The organism is Gimesia panareensis (assembly GCF_007748155.1).
GTDB classification, from domain to species: Bacteria; Planctomycetota; Planctomycetia; order Planctomycetales; family Planctomycetaceae; genus Gimesia; species Gimesia panareensis.
Genome location: NZ_CP037421.1, coordinates 5,691,787 through 5,714,486 on the forward strand (window position 1 = coordinate 5,691,787; position 22,700 = coordinate 5,714,486).

Annotated in this window: 17 protein-coding genes; 9 read left to right on the forward strand and 8 right to left on the reverse strand. The window is 54.9% G+C overall.

All coding sequences use genetic code 11. The features are described 5' to 3' along the window. Positions 1-79: 79 nt before the first annotated feature. The gene (gene xylA, locus Enr10x_RS21275; RefSeq protein WP_145112465.1) at positions 80-1,390 is read right to left on the reverse strand and encodes a xylose isomerase; all 1,311 of its coding nucleotides are present in this window, start codon (positions 1,388-1,390) and stop codon (positions 80-82) included. A 376-nt stretch (positions 1,391-1,766) separates the two neighbouring features. On the opposite strand from xylA, the gene Enr10x_RS21280 reads away from it, so the two are divergent. Further along, the gene (locus Enr10x_RS21280; protein ID WP_145112467.1) at positions 1,767-2,249 is read left to right on the forward strand and encodes a hypothetical protein; all 483 of its coding nucleotides are present in this window, start codon (positions 1,767-1,769) and stop codon (positions 2,247-2,249) included. A 67-nt stretch (positions 2,250-2,316) separates the two neighbouring features. On the opposite strand, the gene hemP is transcribed toward Enr10x_RS21280, so the two are convergent. Next, on the reverse strand, positions 2,317-2,499 hold the full coding sequence (hemP, locus tag Enr10x_RS21285; protein WP_197994689.1) for a hemin uptake protein HemP: 183 nt from the start codon (positions 2,497-2,499) through the stop codon (positions 2,317-2,319). A 390-nt stretch (positions 2,500-2,889) separates the two neighbouring features. Here hemP and Enr10x_RS21290 point away from each other — a divergent pair, with 390 nt between their 5' ends. Then, positions 2,890-3,921, forward strand: a complete 1,032-nt coding sequence (locus Enr10x_RS21290) for a DUF1559 domain-containing protein (protein ID WP_145112469.1) — start codon at positions 2,890-2,892, stop codon at positions 3,919-3,921. Positions 3,922-4,040: 119 nt separating this feature from the next. Here Enr10x_RS21290 and murJ read toward each other — a convergent pair whose 3' ends face one another. The 3 genes from murJ to holA all read right to left on the reverse strand — a co-directional run bounded on the left by murJ (position 4,041) and on the right by holA (position 7,418). Further along, on the reverse strand, positions 4,041-5,678 hold the full coding sequence (murJ, locus tag Enr10x_RS21295) for a murein biosynthesis integral membrane protein MurJ (protein ID WP_197996137.1): 1,638 nt from the start codon (positions 5,676-5,678) through the stop codon (positions 4,041-4,043). 63 nt (positions 5,679-5,741) lie between these two features. Beyond that, the gene (locus tag Enr10x_RS21300; protein WP_145112474.1) at positions 5,742-6,164 is read right to left on the reverse strand and encodes a hypothetical protein; all 423 of its coding nucleotides are present in this window, start codon (positions 6,162-6,164) and stop codon (positions 5,742-5,744) included. 237 nt (positions 6,165-6,401) lie between these two features. Next, positions 6,402-7,418: a DNA polymerase III subunit delta gene (gene holA / locus Enr10x_RS21305; RefSeq protein WP_145112475.1), complete on the reverse strand. Its 1,017-nt coding sequence runs from the start codon at positions 7,416-7,418 to the stop codon at positions 6,402-6,404. Between the two features lie 86 nt (positions 7,419-7,504). On the opposite strand from holA, the gene Enr10x_RS21310 reads away from it, so the two are divergent. After that, a complete protein-coding gene (locus tag Enr10x_RS21310) occupies positions 7,505-9,049 on the forward strand; it encodes a phosphohexomutase domain-containing protein (protein ID WP_145451302.1) in 1,545 nt (514 codons plus the stop codon). A 20-nt stretch (positions 9,050-9,069) separates the two neighbouring features. Then, the gene (gene hemW, locus Enr10x_RS21315; RefSeq protein WP_232093085.1) at positions 9,070-10,203 is read left to right on the forward strand and encodes a radical SAM family heme chaperone HemW; all 1,134 of its coding nucleotides are present in this window, start codon (positions 9,070-9,072) and stop codon (positions 10,201-10,203) included. A gap of 13 nt (positions 10,204-10,216) precedes the next feature. Here the strand turns inward: hemW and Enr10x_RS21320 are convergent, their stop codons facing one another. From Enr10x_RS21320 to priA, 3 genes are all read right to left on the reverse strand, one after another. After that, positions 10,217-11,245 (reverse strand): hypothetical protein, encoded by a 1,029-nt coding sequence (locus tag Enr10x_RS21320; protein ID WP_145451303.1) that lies wholly within the window; start codon positions 11,243-11,245, stop codon positions 10,217-10,219. Positions 11,246-11,437: 192 nt separating this feature from the next. Further along, positions 11,438-14,416, reverse strand: coding sequence for a PQQ-dependent sugar dehydrogenase (locus Enr10x_RS21325; protein WP_145112479.1), 2,979 nt, complete (start codon positions 14,414-14,416; stop codon positions 11,438-11,440). Between the two features lie 182 nt (positions 14,417-14,598). Then, a complete protein-coding gene (priA, locus tag Enr10x_RS21330; RefSeq protein WP_197997315.1) occupies positions 14,599-16,929 on the reverse strand; it encodes a replication restart helicase PriA in 2,331 nt (776 codons plus the stop codon). Between the two features lie 366 nt (positions 16,930-17,295). Here priA and nadD point away from each other — a divergent pair, with 366 nt between their 5' ends. The 5 genes from nadD (at position 17,296) to Enr10x_RS21355 (ending at position 22,673) form a co-directional block, all read left to right on the forward strand. Continuing rightward, positions 17,296-17,898 (forward strand): nicotinate-nucleotide adenylyltransferase, encoded by a 603-nt coding sequence (gene nadD / locus Enr10x_RS21335; RefSeq protein WP_145451305.1) that lies wholly within the window; start codon positions 17,296-17,298, stop codon positions 17,896-17,898. Between the two features lie 361 nt (positions 17,899-18,259). Beyond that, complete coding sequence (locus tag Enr10x_RS21340) at positions 18,260-19,459, forward strand: iron-containing alcohol dehydrogenase (RefSeq protein WP_145451306.1); 1,200 nt, start codon at positions 18,260-18,262, stop codon at positions 19,457-19,459. Continuing rightward, a complete protein-coding gene (locus Enr10x_RS21345; protein ID WP_145112483.1) occupies positions 19,447-20,676 on the forward strand; it encodes an outer membrane protein assembly factor BamB family protein in 1,230 nt (409 codons plus the stop codon). The genes Enr10x_RS21340 and Enr10x_RS21345 overlap by 13 nt, the downstream gene beginning before the upstream one ends. Positions 20,677-20,760: 84 nt before the next feature. Further along, positions 20,761-22,071, forward strand: a complete 1,311-nt coding sequence (locus Enr10x_RS21350) for a coproporphyrinogen-III oxidase family protein (RefSeq protein ID WP_145451307.1) — start codon at positions 20,761-20,763, stop codon at positions 22,069-22,071. Positions 22,072-22,136: 65 nt separating this feature from the next. Next, positions 22,137-22,673, forward strand: coding sequence for a hypothetical protein (locus Enr10x_RS21355; protein WP_145112485.1), 537 nt, complete (start codon positions 22,137-22,139; stop codon positions 22,671-22,673). Positions 22,674-22,700 lie beyond the last annotated feature (27 nt).

Consider the following 22,700-nt stretch of genomic DNA (forward strand, 5'->3'; position numbering starts at 1 on the left):
TTTTGTCAGCCGAAGAAAACAGCCCCCTGCGATCGAAATCACAGAGGGCTGCTGTTGCACCATTTACGGTACTCGAATCTCAGAGATATTCATTGATGACATTCTCGATCCATTCCTGGCGACCGCTGAGATTGGGAGCAGAATCCCCTTTCTCCAGCATGTAGGCTTCCAGGTCACTGAAGCTCACGCTGCCGGCTTCGATCTGGGCACCGATGCCTTCGTTGTAACTGGCATAGCGCTTGGCGACGAAATCAGAGAGCACACCATCTTTGCGAATCTGAGCCGCGATTTTGGCCCCTCGTGCGAAGGCATCCATTCCGCCAACGTGTGCATAGAACAGGTCGATCGGCTCGAAGCTTTCGCGTCTGACCTTCGCATCGAAATTGACCCCTCCGGGAGCAAGTCCCCCCTGGTCCAGAATCGCCAGCATGCATTGTGTGGTCAGATAGATATCCGTTGGAAACTGGTCCGTATCCCAGCCCAGCAGGAGGTCCCCGGTGTTTGCATCGATGCTGCCCAGAGATCCTTGAATCGATGAGTAGACCAGTTCATGCATCATGGTATGCCCGGCCAGAGTGGCATGGTTGGTCTCGATATTCAACTTCACATGATCGAGCAGATCGTACGCCCGCAGGAAATTCAGACAGGCAGCAGCATCAAAATCATACTGATGCTTGGTCGGCTCTTTGGGTTTGGGCTCGAACAGGAACTGCCCTTTGAAACCAATTTTCTGAGCGTGTTCTACGGCCATGTGCATGAAACGGGCCAGATGATCCAGTTCCCGTTTCATATCGGTGTTGAACAGGTTCATGTAGCCTTCCCGGCCACCCCAGAAAACATAGTTTTCACCACCCAGACGATGGGTGACTTCCATGGCCTTCTTGACCTGAGCTGCTGCATAAGCGAAGACATCCGCATTGGGGCTGGTGGCGGCACCATGCATGAAACGGGGATGCGAGAAGAGGTTGGCTGTTCCCCACAACAGCTTGACACCGGTCCGCTCCTGAGCTTCCTGCAGTTTGTCGGCAATCCGGTCAAAATTCTCGTTCGCCTCTTTCAGTGTCTCTCCATCGGGAGAGACATCTTTATCATGAAAACAGTAGTAGGGCGCCTGTAACTTTTCAAAGAATTCAAAGGCCACATCGACCCGCTTGATCGCGTTTTCCACCGAATTGGAACCATCATCCCAGGGACGTTGCAGAGTAGCGGCTCCAAAGGGATCACTGCCGGTTCCGCGGAACGTGTGCCAGTAACAGACACTGAACCGCAACAGATCCCGCATCGACTGCCCTTCGATCTGCTCGTCTGGGTTGTAATGCTTGAATGCGAGAGGATTCTTGCTTTCCGGGCCTTCGTACTCGATTTTGGGGACGTCTGCAAAGTATTCCATGGGGCGCACCTGTCATGTGGTTAAAACGTTTAAAGATAATCACTTCAATCAAAGATTCTAAACAGAAATCCCCCACGAGAGTAGGCTCGGAAGCTTATTGAACAAACATTACAAACGGATTTTCAAAGTGGTCTTGCCTCAAAATTATCAATCTGGGAAACTGGGCAGTTGAAGTACCATATCCACAGTTCCCCTGCAGTTTTCCTTTCATTCGAGTAGATGCGAGCCTTCGCTCTGATTCTGCCTGACTTTCCTTTTAAGACTGAAGCAGCAGCCAGAATGGCGTCACCAGGCTATGAGCTGTAACCTTTTGAAATTCATTGGCTTATGTTTGCTATGCACCAGCTGTGCATCGGGCTGGTCTCAGCCTGCGCCAATGACGGCCTCCAATCCGATTCAGATCACGGGAAACAATCAGGATGTGGTCTGGGAACGGGTTGTGGATACCATCCATAACTACAAATTTGCCATCGCTAAAGAAAACAAGCTGGATGGCCGCATCGAAACCCAATACAAGGTGGGCGCAAATCTGTTTGAACCCTGGCACGGCGATTCGGTCGGGTATGACAACCGACTGGAAAGTACCCTGCAGTCCATTCGCCGCAGAGTCTTCGTCAGCGTTACCCCAATCGAAGGGGGATACCTGCTTGGAGTGGAAGCATTCAAGGAGATTGAAGATGTGAACGCCCCGACCTCCAGTGCCCCCGGCGGAGCCACGTTCCAACAGGATTTAAGCCTCAGACGCGACCTCAATCTGGTTCAGGAGCGCAGTAAACCGAATGGCTGGATACCGCTCGGCAGAGACCCCGCGCTGGAGCAGGATATGCTGGAAAGCCTGCAAATCGCCTTCTCTCAGTAAGGCTCCCCTTACTGAATGACGCTCGTCAACTCGCGAGTCCGTCGACACAGATCTGTCTCTGCCAGGCTTATTTGCAGAGAATCAGCTTCCCGTTCTGAGTAATTCGTAAACGGTACGTCGTCTCTCCATGCTGGATCAGGACTTCCTGTTTTCCTTTCAGAATCTCCTCGGAAGAGATGACATCGGTCGGAGTTTCTTCTTTCGCATCGGTAGTGGTAGCCGGGCGTTCAAGCTTCTCTGATTCGCTCATAATCTGGTTCATGTTGCTCACAAAGTGAAATGACAAAAATAAGCAATCCAGTACGCCCCAGGTAATGAGTCAAACAGATCCCCACCACCAAATGAATTGCACTCCATTCAAAACTGCCGGCTTCACGTGCAGGGCCCTGTAATTCTGTTTTTCACATCTAAAATTGTGAAAATTCAGAGTCAGAGCCTCTTGAAACCAGCTCACATGCTGGCTAACATAATGAACCTGAGACTCAATGTCAACAAGGACTCATTGTCAAGTCTTTGAGAATTTACCGAAAATTAAGGCAAGACGGCTTATCTTCAGATCTCGAGGCGATCTGATTTGTACGTTGCAGACCATATGCACACGAGCACGTTGCCAGCATCTTTTTTAATGGAAAGAAGAGAAATGGCGCAACGTTCTCTACACAGCCGAGCGATCGGCAAACGTGGTTTCACGTTAATCGAACTTCTGGTGGTGATCGCCATCATCGCAATCCTGATCGCGCTCCTGCTACCCGCCGTCCAGCAGGCTCGCGAAGCTGCCCGCCGCAGCCAGTGCAAAAACAATCTCAAACAGATTGGCCTGGCCCTGCACAACTACCTGAGTGCCTACACGGCATTCCCTCCCCCATTTTGTGTCGGTCCTGGTGGAGGGACTTACACACCGGGTGGCCAGTGGTCGATCCATGCCCGGATCCTCCCCTTTGCCGATGCCGCCAATCTGTTCAATAACATCGACTTCACCAAAAATTACTCAGGGCAGAGTGATCCCAGTATCGCATACACCCGGGTCCCGTTCTTCCTCTGCCCCAGCGAAATCAACGATAAGATTCGCCCGGACTCCTCAGGGGCTCCCGAACATTATCCCATCAGCTATGGCTACAATGGCGGAACCTGGCGCGTCTTCACCAATTCCAGCCTGAGTGGCGGAGATGGCGCGTTTTACCCGAACAGCAAAACAAAACCGCGTGACTTCACTGATGGAACCAGTAACACGCTCTGTTTTGCAGAAGTGAAAGCCTATACGGCTTACAATCGCGATGGAGACTCGGGCTCTGCCACTGTTCCCAGCGTGGCCGGTGATGTGGAAGCCCTCATCAGCGGAGGTGGTTCGAATAAAGGCAACAGCGGCCATACGGAATGGGTCGATGGACGCGTCCATCAGACCGGCTTCACCACGACGCTGCCTCCCAACACGAAAGTCGCCGTGCCTGGCGCCAGTGGTGCTGTTGATGCAGGTGACTATACTTCCTGCCGGGAAGCACAAAGCTGCTCGGGACCGACTTACGCCGCCGTCACTGCCCGCAGCTATCATATCGGGATCGTTCACGCCCTGCTCATGGATGGAGCCGTTCGTTCCCTCAGCGAAAATATCGACCTGGGCACCTATCGCGCCCTGAGCACCCGCAGCGGAGGCGAAGTCATCGGAGAGTTTTAAAGTACTTCAATCTGCTTACCAATTTCAGTTGCCAAAGACCATCTGCATCCGGCGACCTGAAACAGCAGACGACTGTGTATTCTGAATTTCGGCCCCGGGGTGATTCTCCAGGGCCGTTTTCAGTTCTCGTCGCCCTCTGATTCGACGGGCGTTTTCCTGCCTGCTCGTAACAGCGTCATGATTTCATGCAGTCCCAGTATTTTCGCCAGCTGCAGGTAAATGACAACAGCAGTTACCACAGGAATCAGCACGCGCAGCAGTCGATAACGAAACAGATCGACACTTGGCAGTAACTGCAGCTCCACCAGGATCAGAACCGACATGACCGCCGTCGCCAGACTGGCCCGCACACAGGTGCTGAACAGTTTCGCAAAATCGATCTGCCCCACCTTCTCCCTGATCAGCCACAGACTGAATCCGGTCTGAATCATGGCCGCCAGGGACGTCGCCAGAGCGAGCCCCCGTCCCTTCAACCACCAGATCAATGCGAGATTCAGCAGGAGATTACAGATTACAACCAGCACACCAATCCGGACCGGCGTGCGGGTATCCCCAATCGCATAGAAACCACGATTCAAAATCAAAACCGCCATAAACGCAAACACGCCGATCCCATAGAAGCGAATCATCTCTGCGGTCTGCAATGCGTCAAACTGGTCGAAATCTCCATACTGAAACAGTAACGACGACAACGGCTGCGCCATCAACACCAGTCCCAGGCTGGCAGGTAACCCGACCCCGATCACCAGCTGCAGCCCCAATAGCAAATCCTGTCGTAACAGATGATCATCTTTCCGTTCCACATGCCGTGACAGTCGAGGATACAGCACCGTCCCCAGCGCGACGCCAAACACGCCCAGGGGAAACTGGTACATCCGCTGTCCGAAATAGAGCGCTGATGCCGTCCCCGATTCAAAGATCTGCCACAGAGGGGGCGTCGACTGGGTGGCATAAACCCCTTCCGGTTTCGCCAGTCCCCATGCCAGACAGCTGTCGATCAGGGTATTCAACTGCGTAATCGACAGGCCCACCACGATGGGAGCCATACTCTGGGCAATCGTCCGTACCTGGCTGAAACCCGCCCCCCAGTCCATGTGGGGACGGTAGCCCATCTGACATAGTTTCCAGAATGGCAATGCCAGTTGAACCACGCCCCCGGCCAGAATCGCAATACAGATTGCAGTGATTTTCGCCGGCGCATCCGGCAGAAAGGGGGCCACCAGCCAGATGCCCGCCATCCAGCTGAGGTTCAGAATGGTGGGCAGAAACGCGGGCACCGAAAAATGATTCAACGCATGCAGCGTCGCGTTGATCTGGGCCGCCAGACAGACCAGGATCAGGTAAGGCAACAGTAAGCCGGTCAACCAGTACAGCAGCTGCGCTTCCGACTCCGCGTTTCCCCACTGACTCAGCAGAATCAGCATGGCTTCTCCCACACTGACCAGCATTACGGAAAAGACCATCAGCCAGAACAGGACCGCGGTTACCAGTTTCCAGGAAGCTTCCCGTCCGTTCTGTTCCAGTTCACGGATATAGGTGGGAAGAAAGGCAGTGGAGAGAGCCCCCTCTCCCAATAGACGTCGCGTCAGATTCGGCAGCTTGAAGGCGACGGAAAACGAGTCCATGATCGGACCGTTGCCAAAGAGCGTCGCCATACCGATGTCGCGGACCATCCCCAGCACGCGGCTCAAGAGCGTCAGCAGACTGACAATTCGCAACCCTGCAAACAGCCCGCGCGTATGGTCAGCAGCTACCACCTGAGATTGATTTTCCCGGACAGATCCAGGTGGCGCAGAATTATCCATAATTCAAACAGGAAATCAGGACAGTACCGGCTCGAGTCGTGCTGAATTGATATCGATCATTTCCAGGACTTCGAGCACACGCTCCATGGGCAGATTCCACTCTCTGGCCCAGAGAATAATGTCCAGATTTTCCATCCGCTGCCAGAAGATTCGATCCAGAATCCGGTCTGCCAGCAGATCATTCTCCAGTTCAAGAGATTTCAAAAAACCGAAACGGGTATCACTGAATTCTTGCCAGCATCGATTTCCCAAAAGATGCTCTATTTTCTTCCCGATACAAAAGTAATACCAATGATTGGCATACCAGTCGGAAATGGCAAGCTTGCCCAGATCAAAGCCATTCTTTTGGCTTTCGATCCATTTGTGGCGATCCGCCTCCAGAGGAGCTTCCTCATAGATGCTGGAAGCCGTAGATGGATCCAAGAGTTCGGACGACATGCTTCACCTCAATGTGCGTCTGCGATCCCAATAGAAGAAGTACGAAACTTTGTCAATCACTGCCAGGTTCCAACAGTGCCAATGGGTTTCGTGAAAACCTTAGTAACGTTGAGTTATACCCCCCCACAATATCCAAGGCAAGATTCATTTCCAGCAGAAATCAGAATTTTGAAAGGAAGTTTATGAAGATCCGTGCACGCTCCAAGTGCCTGAAACAGACAGATTTATCCGAATAAATCAGGCACATCCGCTCAACAGAAACAGCAGCTGCTCCAGTTCCAGACGCGGGTCCAGGCGACTGTTGCCTTTCAGATTCAAATCGGCTGTCAGCAGCCACTGACCGATTTTTTCCGCCCGCTGACGCGTCAGTCGGCGTAGATAACGGTCCGAAGATTCAATGTCCCGCGGGAAGACCCCCGATTCTTTTAACGCCTGTCTTAAAGGGGTTCCCTGCACTGCAAGTTGCGTCGCTTTGAAGTATTTGCGCCACACGAAATTCAGTCCACCCAATATCTTCTGCGGTGCTTCACCCGCCACCAGCAGGTTATCCAGGTACTTCAACGCATCACCGACATTCCCGTCCCGCAACGCGTCAGTCATCGCCCAGGTCGTCTCTGCTTTCCAGCCCCCCACGACAGCACGAATATCATCCGGACTGATCCGCGGCGCCTCTCCGACAAATGTCGCCAGCTTCGCCAGTTCCTGGTGGATCTGCCCGCAATGCGTTCCCACCAGTTCCACCAGCAGCAACGCCGCATCCCGCGAAATCTGTTTCTGATGCACTTGTTCGGCTGTATCGGAAATCCATTTGGCCAGCTGACTTCCCTTGAGTTCCTTGCACTCCAGATCCAGACCGATCTTAGCGACCCGTTTGGCCAGCTTCGTCGATTTATTCCATGATTTCACGTCCAGAATCAGCAGCGAGCTCTTCGAAGGCGCATCCAGATATTTCTCCAGTTGCGCACGATAGGCAGAGACAAATTTCTCCGCATCATCCACGATCACCAGCCGCTGATCCCCCCACATGGAGACCGTTTTCAGCTCATCAAACAGTGTAGAAGGAGGCAGCTCTTTTTCGAGCCGTTTCCCGTCAAAGCGGGTGATACTGGTATCTTCTTCCTCTCCCAGCACGATCGGCTCAATCGCATGAATCGCCTCCTGTTTCATGTACCGATCATCACCGTGCAGGACCACAATCGGCCCCAGCTCGTGCTGGTCGGGTTTTAACAGAAACTCAGTGACATGCAGCGGCATCGCTAACTCTTATTGACCGGGAACATCGGGATCACATACATTCACACTGCCGGAGCCACCATCCGTATGACGTTTCCGGAACAGATTTGATTTCCATTACACTCCATTTCGCAGCGAATTTCGAGGGCAGCCAGACCCGGATCCTGCAATTTGAGAAAATCCAGGCGGGGAACAGACCGATTTCACAGGAACCAGCAGAGCAGTTTGAACAGCCACCTGGCAAGTCCTCCCACTTGCTCCACCAGGCGCACGCTCAGCCTCCGCTCCCCAAGCTCCTGCAGCAGGCGGACCTCTTCTTCCAGTGTCCCGGCGAGAAATATCCGATCTCGAAAGCCATCCACCTCTCGCGCCTGGCTGCCTTCTACCCCAAATGCCGTGACTGTCCTCACAACCAGATGACCGGAAACCTCTCTCCGCAGACTGTCAAACGCCTGCAGCAGACTCAACAGGCACGGGGAACGGCACCGGAACTGTTTACCGCTGAGGGAGTACGGGGCGTTTACCTGAACCAGATCGACCGGTCGCAGGCCGCGCACATCGCGGGTGCTTTTTCCCACCTGCTCTGGGAGAGCCTCCCACTGAAAGGAGTGGCTCCAAACGAGACCCGTTCTCCCCGGTCCAGCCAGTCCGCTACGGAACCGACGCGACCCGAAAAAAGCCGCGGCCCCTGTGTTGTGATCGGCTTCGACGAACGGCCGTCCTCGCCGGATATCATTACCGGCGTCGCGGGTGCCCTCCGCAGAAACGGCTGCCGGGTCATCGATTTGGGGCTGACCGTCCCCTCGATCCTTTCTTACGCCACCACGCATCTGCAGGCACAGGGAGCGATCATGGTGACCGGTTCCCACTCTGGTCCTTCCTACACTGGTCTGGAATTTCTGCTGGAACAGTCCCAGCCTGTCTCCCGCGGTTTTCACCTCGAACGCATTCAGGAGATCACAGAAAACGGCTACGGTCGCGCGTCACGGCAGCCTGGCTCGCAGCGAACCTTCCATCCCATGGAATCGTATCGCAGCCAGTTCCTTAAACATTTCCATGCTCTCAGGCCACTGAAGATTGCCATCGCCTGTTCCCTCAGACTGGTCCGGGAAACACTGGATAATCTGTTCGCAAAACTCCCCTGCCAGCTCACCTGGGTCGACATCCCCCAACAAAAACGCAACCTGCTCGATCCCGAAGACTCGGATGTCCGCAAACTGCAGAACTTCCTCGAATCACAAGCCTGCGACCTGGGAATGCTGATCAATGACGACAGCCGCCAGACCGCTTTTTTCAGTGAATCCGGAGAACTGCTCCCCAACCACGCCATTTCTCAGTTGCTCATGCAGGCCCTGGCAGCCGAACAACCGCACGCCGTCTTCGTACTCGATCAGAACTGTCGAGAACAGCTGACTGAAGTTCCTCCCGACTGGCACCTGCATGCCCACCAGGGAACCCTGGCAGACAGCTATTTTCAGATGCAGCAACATCAGGCCGTTTACGCTGGCAGCCACACCGGATATCATTGGTTCAGGGAAACCGTTCCCACCTGCGATGCCATTTTGACGCTGGCTCATGTCCTGGCTGCCTTGAGCTTCAGCGATGCACCGGTCAGCGAAGTTCTCTCTTCCTCAACCGAAGAGACACCCTGACAGCCTGCGGATTTGCTCCTGTGACAGACCTGGAAACACCGTCCTCTGCGTATATTCACGTTCCCTTCTGCCAGCATCGCTGCGGCTACTGTGACTTTACGCTCGTCGCCCGCAAAGACCATCTGATCGACGACTACCTGGCTGCGATGGAACAGCAACTCGCCACAGTCGAACCGGGCATCGAACTGCAGACCCTCTTCCTGGGCGGAGGCACCCCCACCCACCTCAGCATCGAACAACTGGAGCGTCTCTTCGCTGCGATCCTCTCCCGGTTCCAACTGTCAGATGATTGTGAATTCAGCATCGAAGCTAACCCGCTCAATCTGTGCATCGATAAAATCGACTTTCTCCAGCAGAGCGGTGTCAACCGGGTCAGCCTCGGGGTCCAGTCCTTTCACTCCGAAATCCTCACCTTCCTCGAACGCGACCATCAGCCGGAACAGATCTTTGAAATCGTACAGAACCTGAGAGATCGAATTCCCAACACCAGCCTCGATCTGATCTTCGCAGTCCCCGGACAGAGTCTGCAGAACTGGCAGGATTCGCTCGCTGATGTCGTCGGGCTCGGCATCCCCCATCTCTCCACCTACGGCCTGACGATCGAAAAGGGAACGTCATTCTGGAGCCGTCAGCAGTCGGGACTGTTTGATTTGCCAGCCGACGAACTGGCAGGCACCATGTATGAATATTCGCTGGAGTATCTCAGTTCCCAGGGTCTGCAGCATTATGAAATTTCAAACTTCGCCCGCCCGGGATTTGAATGCCGGCACAACGAAGTTTACTGGACCGGACATCCTTACTTCGGCTTCGGGCCCGGCGCTGCCAGCTACCTGAAGGGGGTCCGTCGACAGAATCACCGCAGCGTCGCCACCTGGCTCAAACGCATCGCAGCCGGAGAGTCCCCCATTTCAGAAGAGGAAGAACTCGATCCTGAATCCCGCGCCCGGGAAGCAGTTATCTTCGGACTCCGTCGCCGCGTCGGCATCGATCTCGCTGATTTCGAGTCCCGCTACGGATTCACATTAGACGAACTGGCCGAAACCGCAATGGAAAAGAATATCACAGCCGGACTGCTCGAACAGACTGAGACCCACCTGCGACTGACTCAGGCCGGTTGCCTGCTGGCCGATTCCGTGGTCATCGATTTTCTCTGACCACCCGCGGGACTTATCCCCCCTGGTATTGCTGAGTGACCTGCACGGTGTACTTCCCGGGAAACTTCGTCCAGCCGTTCTCCATCTTGCGTCCCAGGATCTCGAACTGCAGCGTTCCTTTCGGCACCAGGAAGTAGAGCCCTCCGTCAAAATCGTCATGCACACAGGGAAAGACTCGATTGTTGACGCGGGCTTCCATATGGTATCCCAGCCCCCCCATCAGGGAGTTCAAACCGATCGTGTTGCGGTAGTTGATCAGGTCCGGCATCATACCTCCTTCCTGCAGGAATTGATTCCAGTCCGTATAAAAGGCCTGCAACTGGCTCTGCAGTTCTGCGGAGCGCGACTGGTCCAGTTGCGTCCCGTGCTGCTTGATGTATTCCATCAACGCCGGGTCCCCAGTTAAATCGACGCGGACGATTTCTGTTTTCTCGCCGGGCTTCAGACGAACTTTCAAGCCCCCCTGCTCCGGACCGAAGAACAGCATGTCCATCAGATCGCTCTGCACACGTCGCGGCGTCGCTTTAAAGCTGTCATTCACAGCCTGCACCACTTCTTCAGAAAGACCGAGTCCCGATGTTTTCTGCAACTGCTCCAGACTCGCGTCCTCGGGAGTCATACGGGCTCCGACCAGATTCCCTTCCAGGTGCGGACCGTAGGTCCAGTAAAAATAACCGGCTGCGCCCAGCATCAGTCCGAAGCACAGGATCACCAGCAGAACAGCCCCCACGTTCGACTTCCGTCGCTTCCGCAGATACTGCGCAGTCGCACTGGTCATTGGTCGCTGCTCCGCCGCAACCGAATCGCCCGGGGGTGGCGCCACCGCTTGCCCCGCTCCATTCGCTGCCGGCATCGGTGCGGGTTGAGATTGTGTAGCTGCCTGTGTCTCCTGGGCAGCCGATGCTGACTGCTCACTCATCGCAAAAGGATTGGGGATCATCAGCTTGGTGCCGCAACGTGGGCAGTCCCCCTGTTTCCCGGCTGAGGAATCAGGGACTTTCAATGTGGAAGTACAGTACGGACAATCAAATTGTATTGCCATGTCTCAACTCAATATTATTTCTGGATTTATAGTAAACGGTCCGAACAGGGGGCATGTTCGTTTTCCCGTAAAATCGATGCGCATACGCAAGGTGGGAACTCAGGAGCGACTATCTCAATTATAAGGATCTTCTGCTCGAAGACCAGACTGTTTTCCGGCAGGAAACCGCATTCAGAGGGGTTCCGGGAACGGTTATTTCAATGATTCGAGATATGCCAGCAGATGTGCGGCCTGCTCCGCGGTCAGATCACGCAAAAGCTGATCGGGCATCAGCGATTTTTTCTGCATCACGACCGTCTCAATTTCCTGTTGTGGAATTTCACGAAGCTCGTTTTTCGCGTCTTTGACCACCACACCCGCATCATCTTTGCGGACCAGCAGACCGCTGAAGACCTTCCCCGATCGCGTCGCGACCACGCAGGTATAATACTTCTCATCAATCTTCTTTGATGGATCAACAATATTTTCCAACAGTTCCTGCCGCGACAGCTTCTTGCCGATCTGGGTCAGATCGGGTCCCAGTTCTTTCCCATGCTGATGGACACGATGACAATTCCGGCACTGCAGCCCTGCCATCTCCATGAACAGTTTCTTCCCCTCGCGCGAATCTCCTGACAGAGAGAGCAGCGCACGATGATCAATCTGCTGCCCCAACCGTTTGATGCGCTGGTCTTCCGGGAGGTATCGCTCGAACAGATCACGCACCAGCGGGTTGCCTCTCTGTGTCGCAAGTCGCACGATCTGCGTTTGCATCTCCTCAGACATCGGGGTCCGCTCCAGGGCATTCAGCATCATCAGCCCCCCGCTGGTGCTCTCCAGCACCTCCTGCAGTTTCTGGCCCGCGAAATCATGATCTTCAATCTGCACTGCATCCGCCAGCAGGTTGATCTGCCGGTTCCGCAGACGCGAGACTTCAAACTGCAGGGAATGCGGAAGGGTCGGCTCGCGTTCGATCCATTCTTTGATCAGCCGGGTTCCCTGCACATCCACAATGGAAGAACCGGAATAAGGCATCCGCCCTTTTCCTAGTTTACTCATGCGATACAGCAGCACCGACCGAAATGGATCACCGGGAGCGATTACCTCCGCACCTAGAATCTGGAACGTTCCCTGTGTCGGTTTCACCCCGACCGCTTTCATCGCTTCCTGACTCATGGCCGCATCCAGCTCAATGGTCGAACCGCCACCGCCGTTGTTGCGATGACAGTGCCTGCAGTTCGTATGCAGGTAGGAACGGGCCCGCAACGTCAACGACGCCGAACTGTTGTGGGGATCGACCAGGTAATGTGCTTTGGTCCCCTTCGATTCACTCCACACCGATTCGGGCAGCACCTTGATATGCGCCAGCGCCCGCAACTGGTTGTCTACGATATCGCCGTATTTCCGTTCCCGGTTCAGCTGCGCCTCTTCGAACGACAGCACCGACAGATAATTCTGAAACGGCGTATGACAGACCGCACACTCGGCCCGACTGGAAATCTGCCATTCGTAATTCAGTTTCCCGTCGGGATGATCCGCGTCCGTAATCTCCAGCTTGATACTGTCTCCTCCGGAAGGGACCAGTGTCGCATCGGTCTGCTCCTCATTCCAGCGATAAGAGTATCCTTGCCAGCGGGCCCCGTTGAAATGCAATAGCTGCGTCTCCAGTCGCTGGGCTGTTTCCGGATTGCCGCGCTCCGTCTCCATCGAAATGGTTTTCACCAGCACGGTATCTTTGGGAAAATTCCAGAACTGTTTCCGGACAACTTCAATTGATGTATCCGGCGGCAGAGCAATGAAACGCTCCGCAGTCGCATAATCGGCCCACGCAGGTGCATTGATCTCATAAGGTATCACTCCTGCTGCCACCTGATGTTTCTCCGTCGATTCAAACAGGCCGGTCTGGCTCAACTGAGTCGGGAAGTCCGGATTATGATCCGATTCTTTGATCGGCACCAGGCGATGAAAGGCGCCCCCTTCAATATCGACGATGTAAACCTCACCCGTATCATCAATGGCAAACGCGGTCACCTTCAATGTCGAATTGGCCAGCTCCTGATGCCACTCCACCCGCTGGTTCGCATACCGCAGTCCCCACAGTTTTCCCGTGGAATAGTCGCCGTAGATGTAGGTATCCTTCAGTTCCTTTAACCGGGGAGCTTCGTAAAAGTAACCGCCGGTAATCGACCGGGCTTCGCGATGCGAATGCACCACTGTGGGCGGCAGAATGGGTGTCGGCCCCGGCTGATTTCCCGGCTTCACCGGCTGACGTCCCTCCTTGATGCTCCAACCGTAGTTCCCCCCCTTCTCCACGCGATACAACAGTTCCCACAGTTCCCAGCCGACATCGCCAACCCACAGATCGCCACTCTTCGGCGCAAAACACATCTTCCACGGATTGCGAAATCCAAATGCCCAGATCTCAGGTCGCACACCGGGCAGCTTCACAAACGGATTATCCGAGGGAATCGCATAAGGCAGGTCCTGGCTGCGGTGATCGACATCGATCCGCAAAATGCAGGAGAGCAGATTACTCACATCCTGACCCGAGTTATGAATATCAGGCGGAGACGCGGGACCGCCGTCACCCGTCGAAATATAAAGGTACCCGTCCGGGCCGAACCGCAGACAGCCTCCATTGTGTCCCCCCGACAACCAGGTGATCAGAATCTCTTCCGATTCCGGATCGCATTGCAGCGGATTCGAGTCCTGCACCTTGAAGCGCGAAACCCGCGTCCCTTCCGGCAGCTCCGGTTTCAGGACATAACAGATATAGACGTAGCCGTTCTCTTCAAAGCGGGGATGAAACGTCATCCCGTAAATCTCATTCAGCTCGGGTACATGTTTTTTGAGATCCAGAAACAGTTCTGTTTCAGCAGTCGACTGGTCCTGGTAATCAAACGAAAAAATCTTCCCTTTGCGTTCCGCCACAAAAAAGCGTTTCAATCCCGGTGCTGTCGCGACTGCCAGTGGCTGATTGAATTTCAGTTGGGGAAATGCCCGCTCGGTTTCATAAGGCAATGCAGGATCAGGGCTCCCCTTCACCTTCGAAGTCGTCCAGGGAACCCGCTTGGCGATGCCGTACTGTGCATCTTCTGCCCGCAGGTTTCCCTGTAGACAGAACAGCCCTGCCAGCACCAGTGAGCAGACAAACCAGCTTCGCGAACAACACGTTTTTTCAGGGGCCATCATGCAGAGCAGTCCTCTTTCCTGTGAGAGATACGGGGGCCACGCGCGCCCCCCGGAGAATGGATTCTTCGTCGCATTCCCTGTTACTATTCAACCTGCTGCCTCCACCGAATGCAATTCCGAATCCCGCTTCGATTAACGGAAGCTCGATCTTTTCTCTCCAGTTCTCAAATGTGAACCAGCGGTTATCGCATGTTAACCGGGTCCACATCGATGATATATTCAATCCCCTTTTCCCGGGGCAGTTTGGGATCCACTTCCCGCCACAACTGCAGAATTTCATCCACATTCACCGCGGCCAGCTGGAAGTGATAGCGAAAAAACTTCTTCAGTCGAATGATCGGCGCGGGAGCCGGACCCAGAATCTGCACGCTCAACTTCATTTCTTCAGCCGCATCATGCAGAATCCCTGCGATCTGCCGGGCAAACTGCTCCACATGCTCTTCCTGGGGGCCACGCAGAATCACCCGGGCATAATGCGAAAACGGAGGCGCCAGCATCTCCTTACGGTGCCCAAGCTCCAGCCGGGCAAATCCCAGGAAGTCATGTTCGGCTGCTTTCACAATCGCGGGTTCGGCAGGCGAGGTGGTCTGGACAAACACGCGGCCCCCCTGCATGCCCCGACCCGTGCGACCGGCCACCTGCGCAATCAACTGAAACGTCCGTTCCGAGGCAAACAGATCCGGCTGATGCAGCATCGTATCCGCATCGATCACACCGACCAGTGTCACATTCGGAAAGTCGAGTCCTTTCGCAATCATCTGTGTTCCCAACAGGATATCGACTTCCCCCGCTGCAAATGCATTGAGCACTTTCGCGTGGCTGCCCACACCCCGCATCGTATCGCTGTCCATCCGTCGGCACGAATAATTCGGGAACTTCGCTTTCACCTCTTCTTCCAGTCGCTGTGTTCCGGTCCCCACATACCGCAGTCCCGGCGCGCCACAACTCGGGCAGTTCGTCGGCGGTTTGGCGGAAAACTCACAGCTGTGACAGACCGCCAGACTCTTATCCCGGTGCCAGGTCAATGAAATTTCACAATGCGGACACTTCACCGAATTACCGCAGCCCTTACACCACAGCGCCGGTGAATAACCCCGCAGGTTCAGAAACAGTATCACCTGCCCCCCTGCTTCCAGCGCGTGTTGCATCCCGGTAAACAGCACCCGCCCGATTGACTCATTCCGCCGGACCTGCACATCATTACGAACATCGATAATATTCACGTTCGGCATCGGCAGATTGTTCACCCGCTTGGGCATCGAGATCAGCGTGTCTTTTTTCTCGATCACCCGCAGCCACGAGTTCAAGGTCGGCGTCGCCGATCCCAGAATCAGAGGCACCTTCTCCAGTTCGGAACGTTTCCGCGCCACTTCACGGGCATGATAACGGGGCGCCGTCTCCTGTTTGAAACTGGTCTCGTGCTCTTCATCGATGATAATCAGCCCCAGATGTGGTGCAGGAGCGAAGACGGCACTCCGCGCGCCCACAATCACCTGCACCTTCCCGGCTGCGATATTCTGCCAGTGGTAGTGGCGGTCACTGTCGCTCAGATGGCTGTGCAGCACCGCGACAGAATCGAACCGCGAGCGAAACCGCTGAATCGCCTGCGGGGTCAAACTGATCTCGGGTACCAGCACAATCGCCTGCTGTCCATAACTGACCACTTCACGGATCGCCTGTATGTAAACTTCGGTCTTCCCGCTCCCCGTCACCCCCTGTAAGACGAAGGTCTCGCTCCGCTGCCCCCGGATCGCCGCCAGGATCTGGTCCAGCGCCAGCCGCTGATCCCGGTTCAGCTGCAGATCGTCCTGCTTCGTGATATGGGCATAAGCGGCATCATCACCGTTTTCAAACTGCTGCACCCGTTTCTGATGACTGCGGATCAGCGTCTTCTTTTTCAATGTCTGCACCGGTCCCGCACCACAGCCGGCAGCCGCCGTCAAAGCGTCCATCGTCAACGGCTGTCCTGCCGTCTTGAGCGCCTCGTAAACGGCCCGCTGCTTGGCCGGCAGCCGTTCGACCTCTTCAGGAATGTTGCGTCCCTGCAGTGCCTGCGGATCGGTCACTTCAAACACGGTCACCATTCGGGTCCCCGCCTGATTCTTAACCCCCGCAGGGACCACGCAATCCAGCACCTGCCCCCAGCTGCACAGATAGCGGTCTGCAATCCAGCGGGTCAGCTTCAGCATCTTCGCGTTGAATAACGGGCGGCTGTCCAGAATCGCATCGACCGACTTCAACCGTACGCTGGGCTGATTCTCATCCGCCGGCCCCACACCGACACAATATCCGGGTGACAGCTGATTCCCGCGTCCAAAGGGAACCTGCACGCGATGTCCGGGCTTCAGTAAGGGGCGCATCGCCTCCGGCACCAGGTAATGAAACACGCGGTCCACCGGTCGATTCAGAACGATCTGTGCCAGATACAGATTCTGTGAATTCCGCTCCCAGGGCATCGGATCATCGGGGAGCTCTTCATCTTCAAACAGGCTCTGTTGCTTCGGTTTACTCATACAGCCAGCAGGATATACTAGGTAGCGTTTATTTAATAGTTCTGAGAGTAATTCTGAGGTCTTTAACATTACCCAGGTAAGAATTAACAGCGGCCGATGTTATACTGTTCCCCTTGTGTTCAGGAACATTGACAGCAGAAAGGACGAATTAGCCGCAGGGCGTTAGCCCCGGTTGAAACGACTTTGGTATATACCATCCGAATTAAGAAACACTACCTGGGGGAAAAGGTCAACCCGATTTGTAACTCTTTGACTCCGGTAACTCAACAAACAAACTCGACTATCGAGTATTCGAAACAAAAGATTCTTTCAGCAATGGCCGTTTTTCACTAAGCGCTTCTGTTGAAAGATAGAAATGAAACACTGATGCGAATTGGAATTTTTGGCGGAACCTTCGATCCGGTCCACAACGGACACCTGCTCCTCGCCGAACAGTGCCGCGAACAGGCTGCTCTGGATGAGGTCTGGCTCATCCCCGCCGGTGCTCCCCCCCACAAGGAAACGAGCGGCATCACTCCCGGCAAACAGCGCCGCGAAATGCTGGAGTTCGCCAGCGCCGGGAATCCCACCTTCGTTATTAAAGATCTCGAACTGCACCGCGAGGGTCCGAGTTACACCGTCGAAACCCTCCGCCAGTTGAAAGAGTCCCACCCCGACAACGACTTTTTCCTGATCATCGGAGCCGACTCGGTCCGCGATTTCCATACCTGGCGCGAGCCGGCAGCCATCCTCGAGCAGGCCCACCTGATCGGCGTCAATCGACCGAACATAAGTTTACCAGACCTTAGCGAGCTCAAAGAAAAACTCGGCGAGGCGGTTGTGGAAAAAATCACCTGGGTCACCATGCCCGGCATCGATCTCTCTTCGACAGACATCCGCCAGCGGGTTCAAGAAAACAAAAGTGTCCGTTACATGACGCCGCGGGCGGTGGAAGTTTATATCCACAATAACAGGCTGTATTTAGACTGAGTTTTCCCTAAACTGCGATTTAAACATCGCTTAAGACCGGCGAACCGCCTATAAATCAGTGCTGACTACTGGAAATTCCCGACGATTTTGATCAGAATTAGAACAGTAGACACACACTGTGTTGAATTGGATCGATGCCAGTGAGCGCTCTACGGTGTTTATAACGGAAGGGAATGGATGACCAACGTTGGAAGTTGCGCGCCCCAACAGAGACCTGCCTGATTAATCTCACCAGACAAAACAGACGATTTCGCACACCTGTCCCCGCACAGGGAAACGGATTCAACATGGAACACCCGCCAGCGTGAATCATCATTCAGCCTGATCAACTGATCGACAGAGTAAGGAAAACTTCGGCGTCATGGATTCGAAATCTTCAACCAGACTGAAAACGGATCAGGGAGAAGGTGCCTCGCTTTCTGCCTTCGACTATCAGCCCCGCACCAGAATCGTCTTTGGTGGCGGAACCCTGAGCCGTCTCGGTGAGCTCGCCGTGGAACAGGGCGCCAAGCATGTGCTGCTGGTCACAGACAAAGGTCTCGCAGAAGCCGGACACGAAGCCCGGGGCGTCGCCTCGCTCGAACAGGCAGGCCTGGAGATCACCACCTTCGACGATGTCCACGCCAACCCCACCACCGAAGATGTCGAACGCGGTCTTGCCGTCGCCCGCCAGCAGCCCATCGACCTCATCGTCGGACTCGGGGGCGGCAGCAGTATGGATTGTGCCAAGGGCATCAACTTCCTGCTCACCAATGGCGGAAAGATGGAAGACTACTGGGGCGTCGGCAAAGCGACCAAGCCCATGCTGCCCCTCATCGCCGTCCCCACCACCGCCGGCACCGGGAGTGAAGCCCAGTCGTTCGCCGTCATCGCGCATCCCGAAACTCATATGAAGATGGCCTGCGGCGATAAAAAAGCCGCTTGCCGCGTTGCGATCCTCGACCCCGAACTCACACTGACCATGCCCCGCTCGGTCACCCATGTCACCGGCATCGATGCCTTGAGCCATGCACTCGAAACCTTCGTCACCAAACCCCGCAATGAAATCTCGAAACTCTTCAGCCGCCGCGCCTGGTCGCTGCTCGCCAGCAGCTTCCCCGAGGTCCTGAATTCTCCCGATGACCTGACCGCCCGCGGAAACATGCAGCTCGGAGCCCACTTCGCCGGAGCCGCCATTGAAAACTCGATGCTCGGTGCCACACATGCTCTCGCGAATCCCCTGTCGGCTCATTTTGGTCTGACCCACGGCGTCGCCATCGGCATCATGCTCCCCCATGTCATTCGTTTCAATGCGGAACTGGTAGGCGATCATTACTCCCTGCTCGCTTCTGATCTGGGACTCTGTGCCCCGCAAGATCCCGAGGGCCCCGGCTTACTTGCCGAACACATCCAGTCCCTCGTCTCCCTGGCCGGCGCCCCGACCACGCTCTCCGAATGCGAAGTCGATACCGGTCTGTTCGATCAACTGGCTGAAGAAGCCTCTCGGCAATGGACGGGCAATTTCAATCCCCGCCCTGTCGATCAGTCCTCTTTACGGGAATTGTATGAATGCGCGTTCTAAAGCTTGATCAATCGAATCTACTCCCTTTTCGGACCATGGCGGCCCTGCTCTGTCTGTGCGTTGTCGGTCTGTCTGTTTCTGCTGCGGAAAAACCAGCAGATAAAAAAGCAGACACTTCAGCCGACACTGCTCCCCGGGCAGATTCACAGGACTGGCCTTCCTTCCGCAACGGGAATCTGCAACAGGGCGTCGCCCGCACCACCCTCCCGGAAAAACTGGATCTGCTCTGGAAATACCCCTCTTCCGACGGCATCGCCTCCACTGCCGCGATCGTCGGCGACAAAGTCTATATGGCCGGCCTCAACGGCTACGTCGAGTGCCTCGAACTCAAAACCGGAAAACCCGTCTGGGAATATCGCTCGATCGAAAATCCCGACCCGAAAAAATTTGCCCCGGGTTTCAAATCTTCGCCCCTGGTCACCGCCAATGGTGTCTATCTCGGCGATGAAGACGGCGTCTTCCATGCCATCGACCGCACCACCGGCAAAAAACTCTGGATGTTCAAAGCCGACGCCGAAATCATCAGCAGCGCCAACATCACCGGCGATAAAATCCTGTTCGGCAGTTACGATAATTTCCTCTACTGCCTCAACGTCAAGGATGGGTCGCTCGTCTGGAAATTCGAAACCGACGGCTACGTAAACTGCTCCCCCGCGATTGTCGATCACTTTACCTTCGTCACTGGTTGTGACGAGCAACTCCGCGTAATCGACATCGACACCGGCAAACAGCACAGCCAGATGCCCCTGATGACGTACCTGATTGCCTCGCCCGCGATCTGGGAAGATGATCTCTACGTCGGCACCTACGCCAGCGAGATCATCTCGGTCGACTGGAAAGAATCGAAGGTCGTCTGGAGTTATAAAGATCCGAAGAAAGAATACCCCTACCATTCCTCGGCCGCCATCACCGAGACCCACGTCGTCGCGGGAGGCCGCGATAAACAGGTCCACTGCGTCGAACGCAAAACCGGTAAACCGATCTGGAAAATCGGCACCCGGGGCCGTGTCGACAGCTCTCCTGTCATTCTCGGGAACCGCGTCTTCGTCGGTTCCTCGGACGGGAATCTGTATGAATTCGATCTCAAAAATGGTAAAACTCTCTGGAAAAAGAACTTAGGCGACGACATCACCGCCTCCCCGGCGATCGGCCAGGGACATCTGATCATTGGCACAGAATCCCGAAATGGCGCCTTGTATTGTTTCGGAAAGAAGTGACAATAAGAAAGACCCGTCAATCATCATCAAAACCGGTGACTGCACTGGTTTGCTGAAAGACAATAGAAAAACGTTGAGAGCATTATGGATCTGGAAACGACAGGCACTACCGAAATCGGCAGTTACTTTATCTCCAACTATCCCCCTTTTTCGCAGTGGAAGCAGGAATACGTCACCCGTATTCAGGAAGTCCTGCACCAGCCCCCCGATACCAGCATCCCCATGGGGCTCTATATCCATATTCCCTTCTGTCGGAAACGCTGCAAGTTCTGCTACTTCCGCGTCTACGAAAAACAGAACGCCAAAACCATCGAACGCTACGTCCAGGCCCTGCAGAATGAGTTCGAAATGCTCAGCCAGGTCGAAGCCATCAAAGGGCGTACGCTCGATTTCACTTACTTCGGAGGTGGGACTCCTTCGTATCTGAGCTCCAAACAGCTCCTCTCCGTTCGCGATCGACTCTCCAGCCTGCTCAACTGGGAAACCGCGCAGGAAGTCACCTTCGAATGCGAGCCGGGAACCCTCAACCTGGAAAAGGTCAAGACTCTCAAAGAGATCGGCATCACCCGCATCTCGCTCGGCGTTGAAAGTTTCAACGACAAACTGCTCGAAGCCAACGGCCGGGCTCACCTGACTCCCGAAGTCTTCCGCGCCTACGACTGGATTCAGGAAGTCGGCTTCCCCCAGGTCAACATCGACCTCATCGCCGGCATGATGGGTGAAACCGACGACAACTGGTCGCAGGCCGTCGAAAAAGCAGCCGAGCTCAACCCCGATAACATCACCATCTATCAGATGGAACTCCCCCACAACACCATCATTTCCAAGGAAATGAAAGAGATGGGCATCGACTCGCCCATCGCCGACTGGACCACCAAACGTCGCTGGATGAACGAAGCCATCGATACGCTCCAGGCCAAAGGCTATCACCTCGCCAGCGGAAACGAACTCGTCAAAAACCCCGAGACAGACCGCTTCATCTATCGCGACAATCTGTTCCGCGGCAATGACATCATCGCTACCGGCGTCTCTTCGTTCGGTCACATGCAGGGCGTACATTATCAGAACCTCGATCGACTGGAAGACTATCTCGAAACGGTAGAGAGCGGTAAGCTCCCCGTAAACCGGGCCCTGGAACCCACCGAGCACCAGCGGCTGATTCGCGAATTCATCCTGCAACTCAAAGAAGGACGCGTCCGCACGCAGCCCTTCCAGGAAAAATTCGGCGTCGATCTCACCGAAGAATTCGCCGAGGCACTCTCCAACCAGCAGAAAGCAGGCTACCTGACCTATGATGACTCCCAGGTCGAACTGACTCGCAAAGGGATGCTGCAGGTCGACAGCCTGTTGACGGAGTATTTCGAACCGGAACATCGCATGGTAAGATACACTTAAGCAGCGGATCTCCGGATTCCTGTTCTCTCACTGACCCCCTCCTGATTAAAAGAAGTTATGACCAAGTGAACCCACAAGACGAACTCGATGCACTTGTTAAACTGTTCCCGAACGAACAACGACTGTTCGAACGGGCCGAACACGTTTCTTCCTCAACCACTCCCGAACCTTATAAATCCCTGCTCGCCCACAATCACCACATGACCATCTCCATGGAGGAATATCATAATTCGCCCGTCGATGTGGTCGTGCTGGACCAGAGACTCGATGAAAATGTTTACAGTCGGAAAATCCTGCTGGTCAAAAGCGGCACCGACGATGTCGTTCAGTTCGGCATCGTGAAGTTCAATTTTGATTATGTGACCCAGGCCGTCAAGGACGAAATCCTCGCCGGCGAGATTCCGCTGGGCCGCGTACTGATCAATCATAATGTCTTACGACACGTTGATCTCGGAGCCGTCCTGAGAATCACAGCAGGCCCCGGACTGGCTAAAGTCATGCACATCGAGCCCGGCCAGGTGACCTATGGACGCCTGGCAACCATTTTTTGTAACCAGCAACCCGCAATTGACCTCTTGGAAGTTTCCGCTCCGCTGCTATAACCGCATAGTGTCCCCCCAGACCAACTT

Coding starts and splice junctions, on each gene's coding strand:
- xylA (WP_145112465.1), bottom strand. CDS start 1,390: ATGGAATACTTTGCAGACGTCCCCAAAATCGAGTACGAAGGCCCGGAA.
- Enr10x_RS21280 (WP_145112467.1), top strand. CDS start 1,767: ATGACGGCCTCCAATCCGATTCAGATCACGGGAAACAATCAGGATGTG.
- hemP (WP_197994689.1), bottom strand. CDS start 2,499: ATGAGCGAATCAGAGAAGCTTGAACGCCCGGCTACCACTACCGATGCG.
- Enr10x_RS21290 (WP_145112469.1), top strand. CDS start 2,890: ATGGCGCAACGTTCTCTACACAGCCGAGCGATCGGCAAACGTGGTTTC.
- Enr10x_RS21300 (WP_145112474.1), bottom strand. CDS start 6,164: ATGTCGTCCGAACTCTTGGATCCATCTACGGCTTCCAGCATCTATGAG.
- holA (WP_145112475.1), bottom strand. CDS start 7,418: ATGCCGCTGCATGTCACTGAGTTTCTGTTAAAACCCGACCAGCACGAG.
- Enr10x_RS21320 (WP_145451303.1), bottom strand. CDS start 11,245: ATGGCAATACAATTTGATTGTCCGTACTGTACTTCCACATTGAAAGTC.
- Enr10x_RS21325 (WP_145112479.1), bottom strand. CDS start 14,416: ATGATGGCCCCTGAAAAAACGTGTTGTTCGCGAAGCTGGTTTGTCTGC.
- priA (WP_197997315.1), bottom strand. CDS start 16,929: ATGAGTAAACCGAAGCAACAGAGCCTGTTTGAAGATGAAGAGCTCCCC.
- nadD (WP_145451305.1), top strand. CDS start 17,296: ATGCGAATTGGAATTTTTGGCGGAACCTTCGATCCGGTCCACAACGGA.
- Enr10x_RS21340 (WP_145451306.1), top strand. CDS start 18,260: ATGGATTCGAAATCTTCAACCAGACTGAAAACGGATCAGGGAGAAGGT.
- Enr10x_RS21345 (WP_145112483.1), top strand. CDS start 19,447: ATGCGCGTTCTAAAGCTTGATCAATCGAATCTACTCCCTTTTCGGACC.
- Enr10x_RS21350 (WP_145451307.1), top strand. CDS start 20,761: ATGGATCTGGAAACGACAGGCACTACCGAAATCGGCAGTTACTTTATC.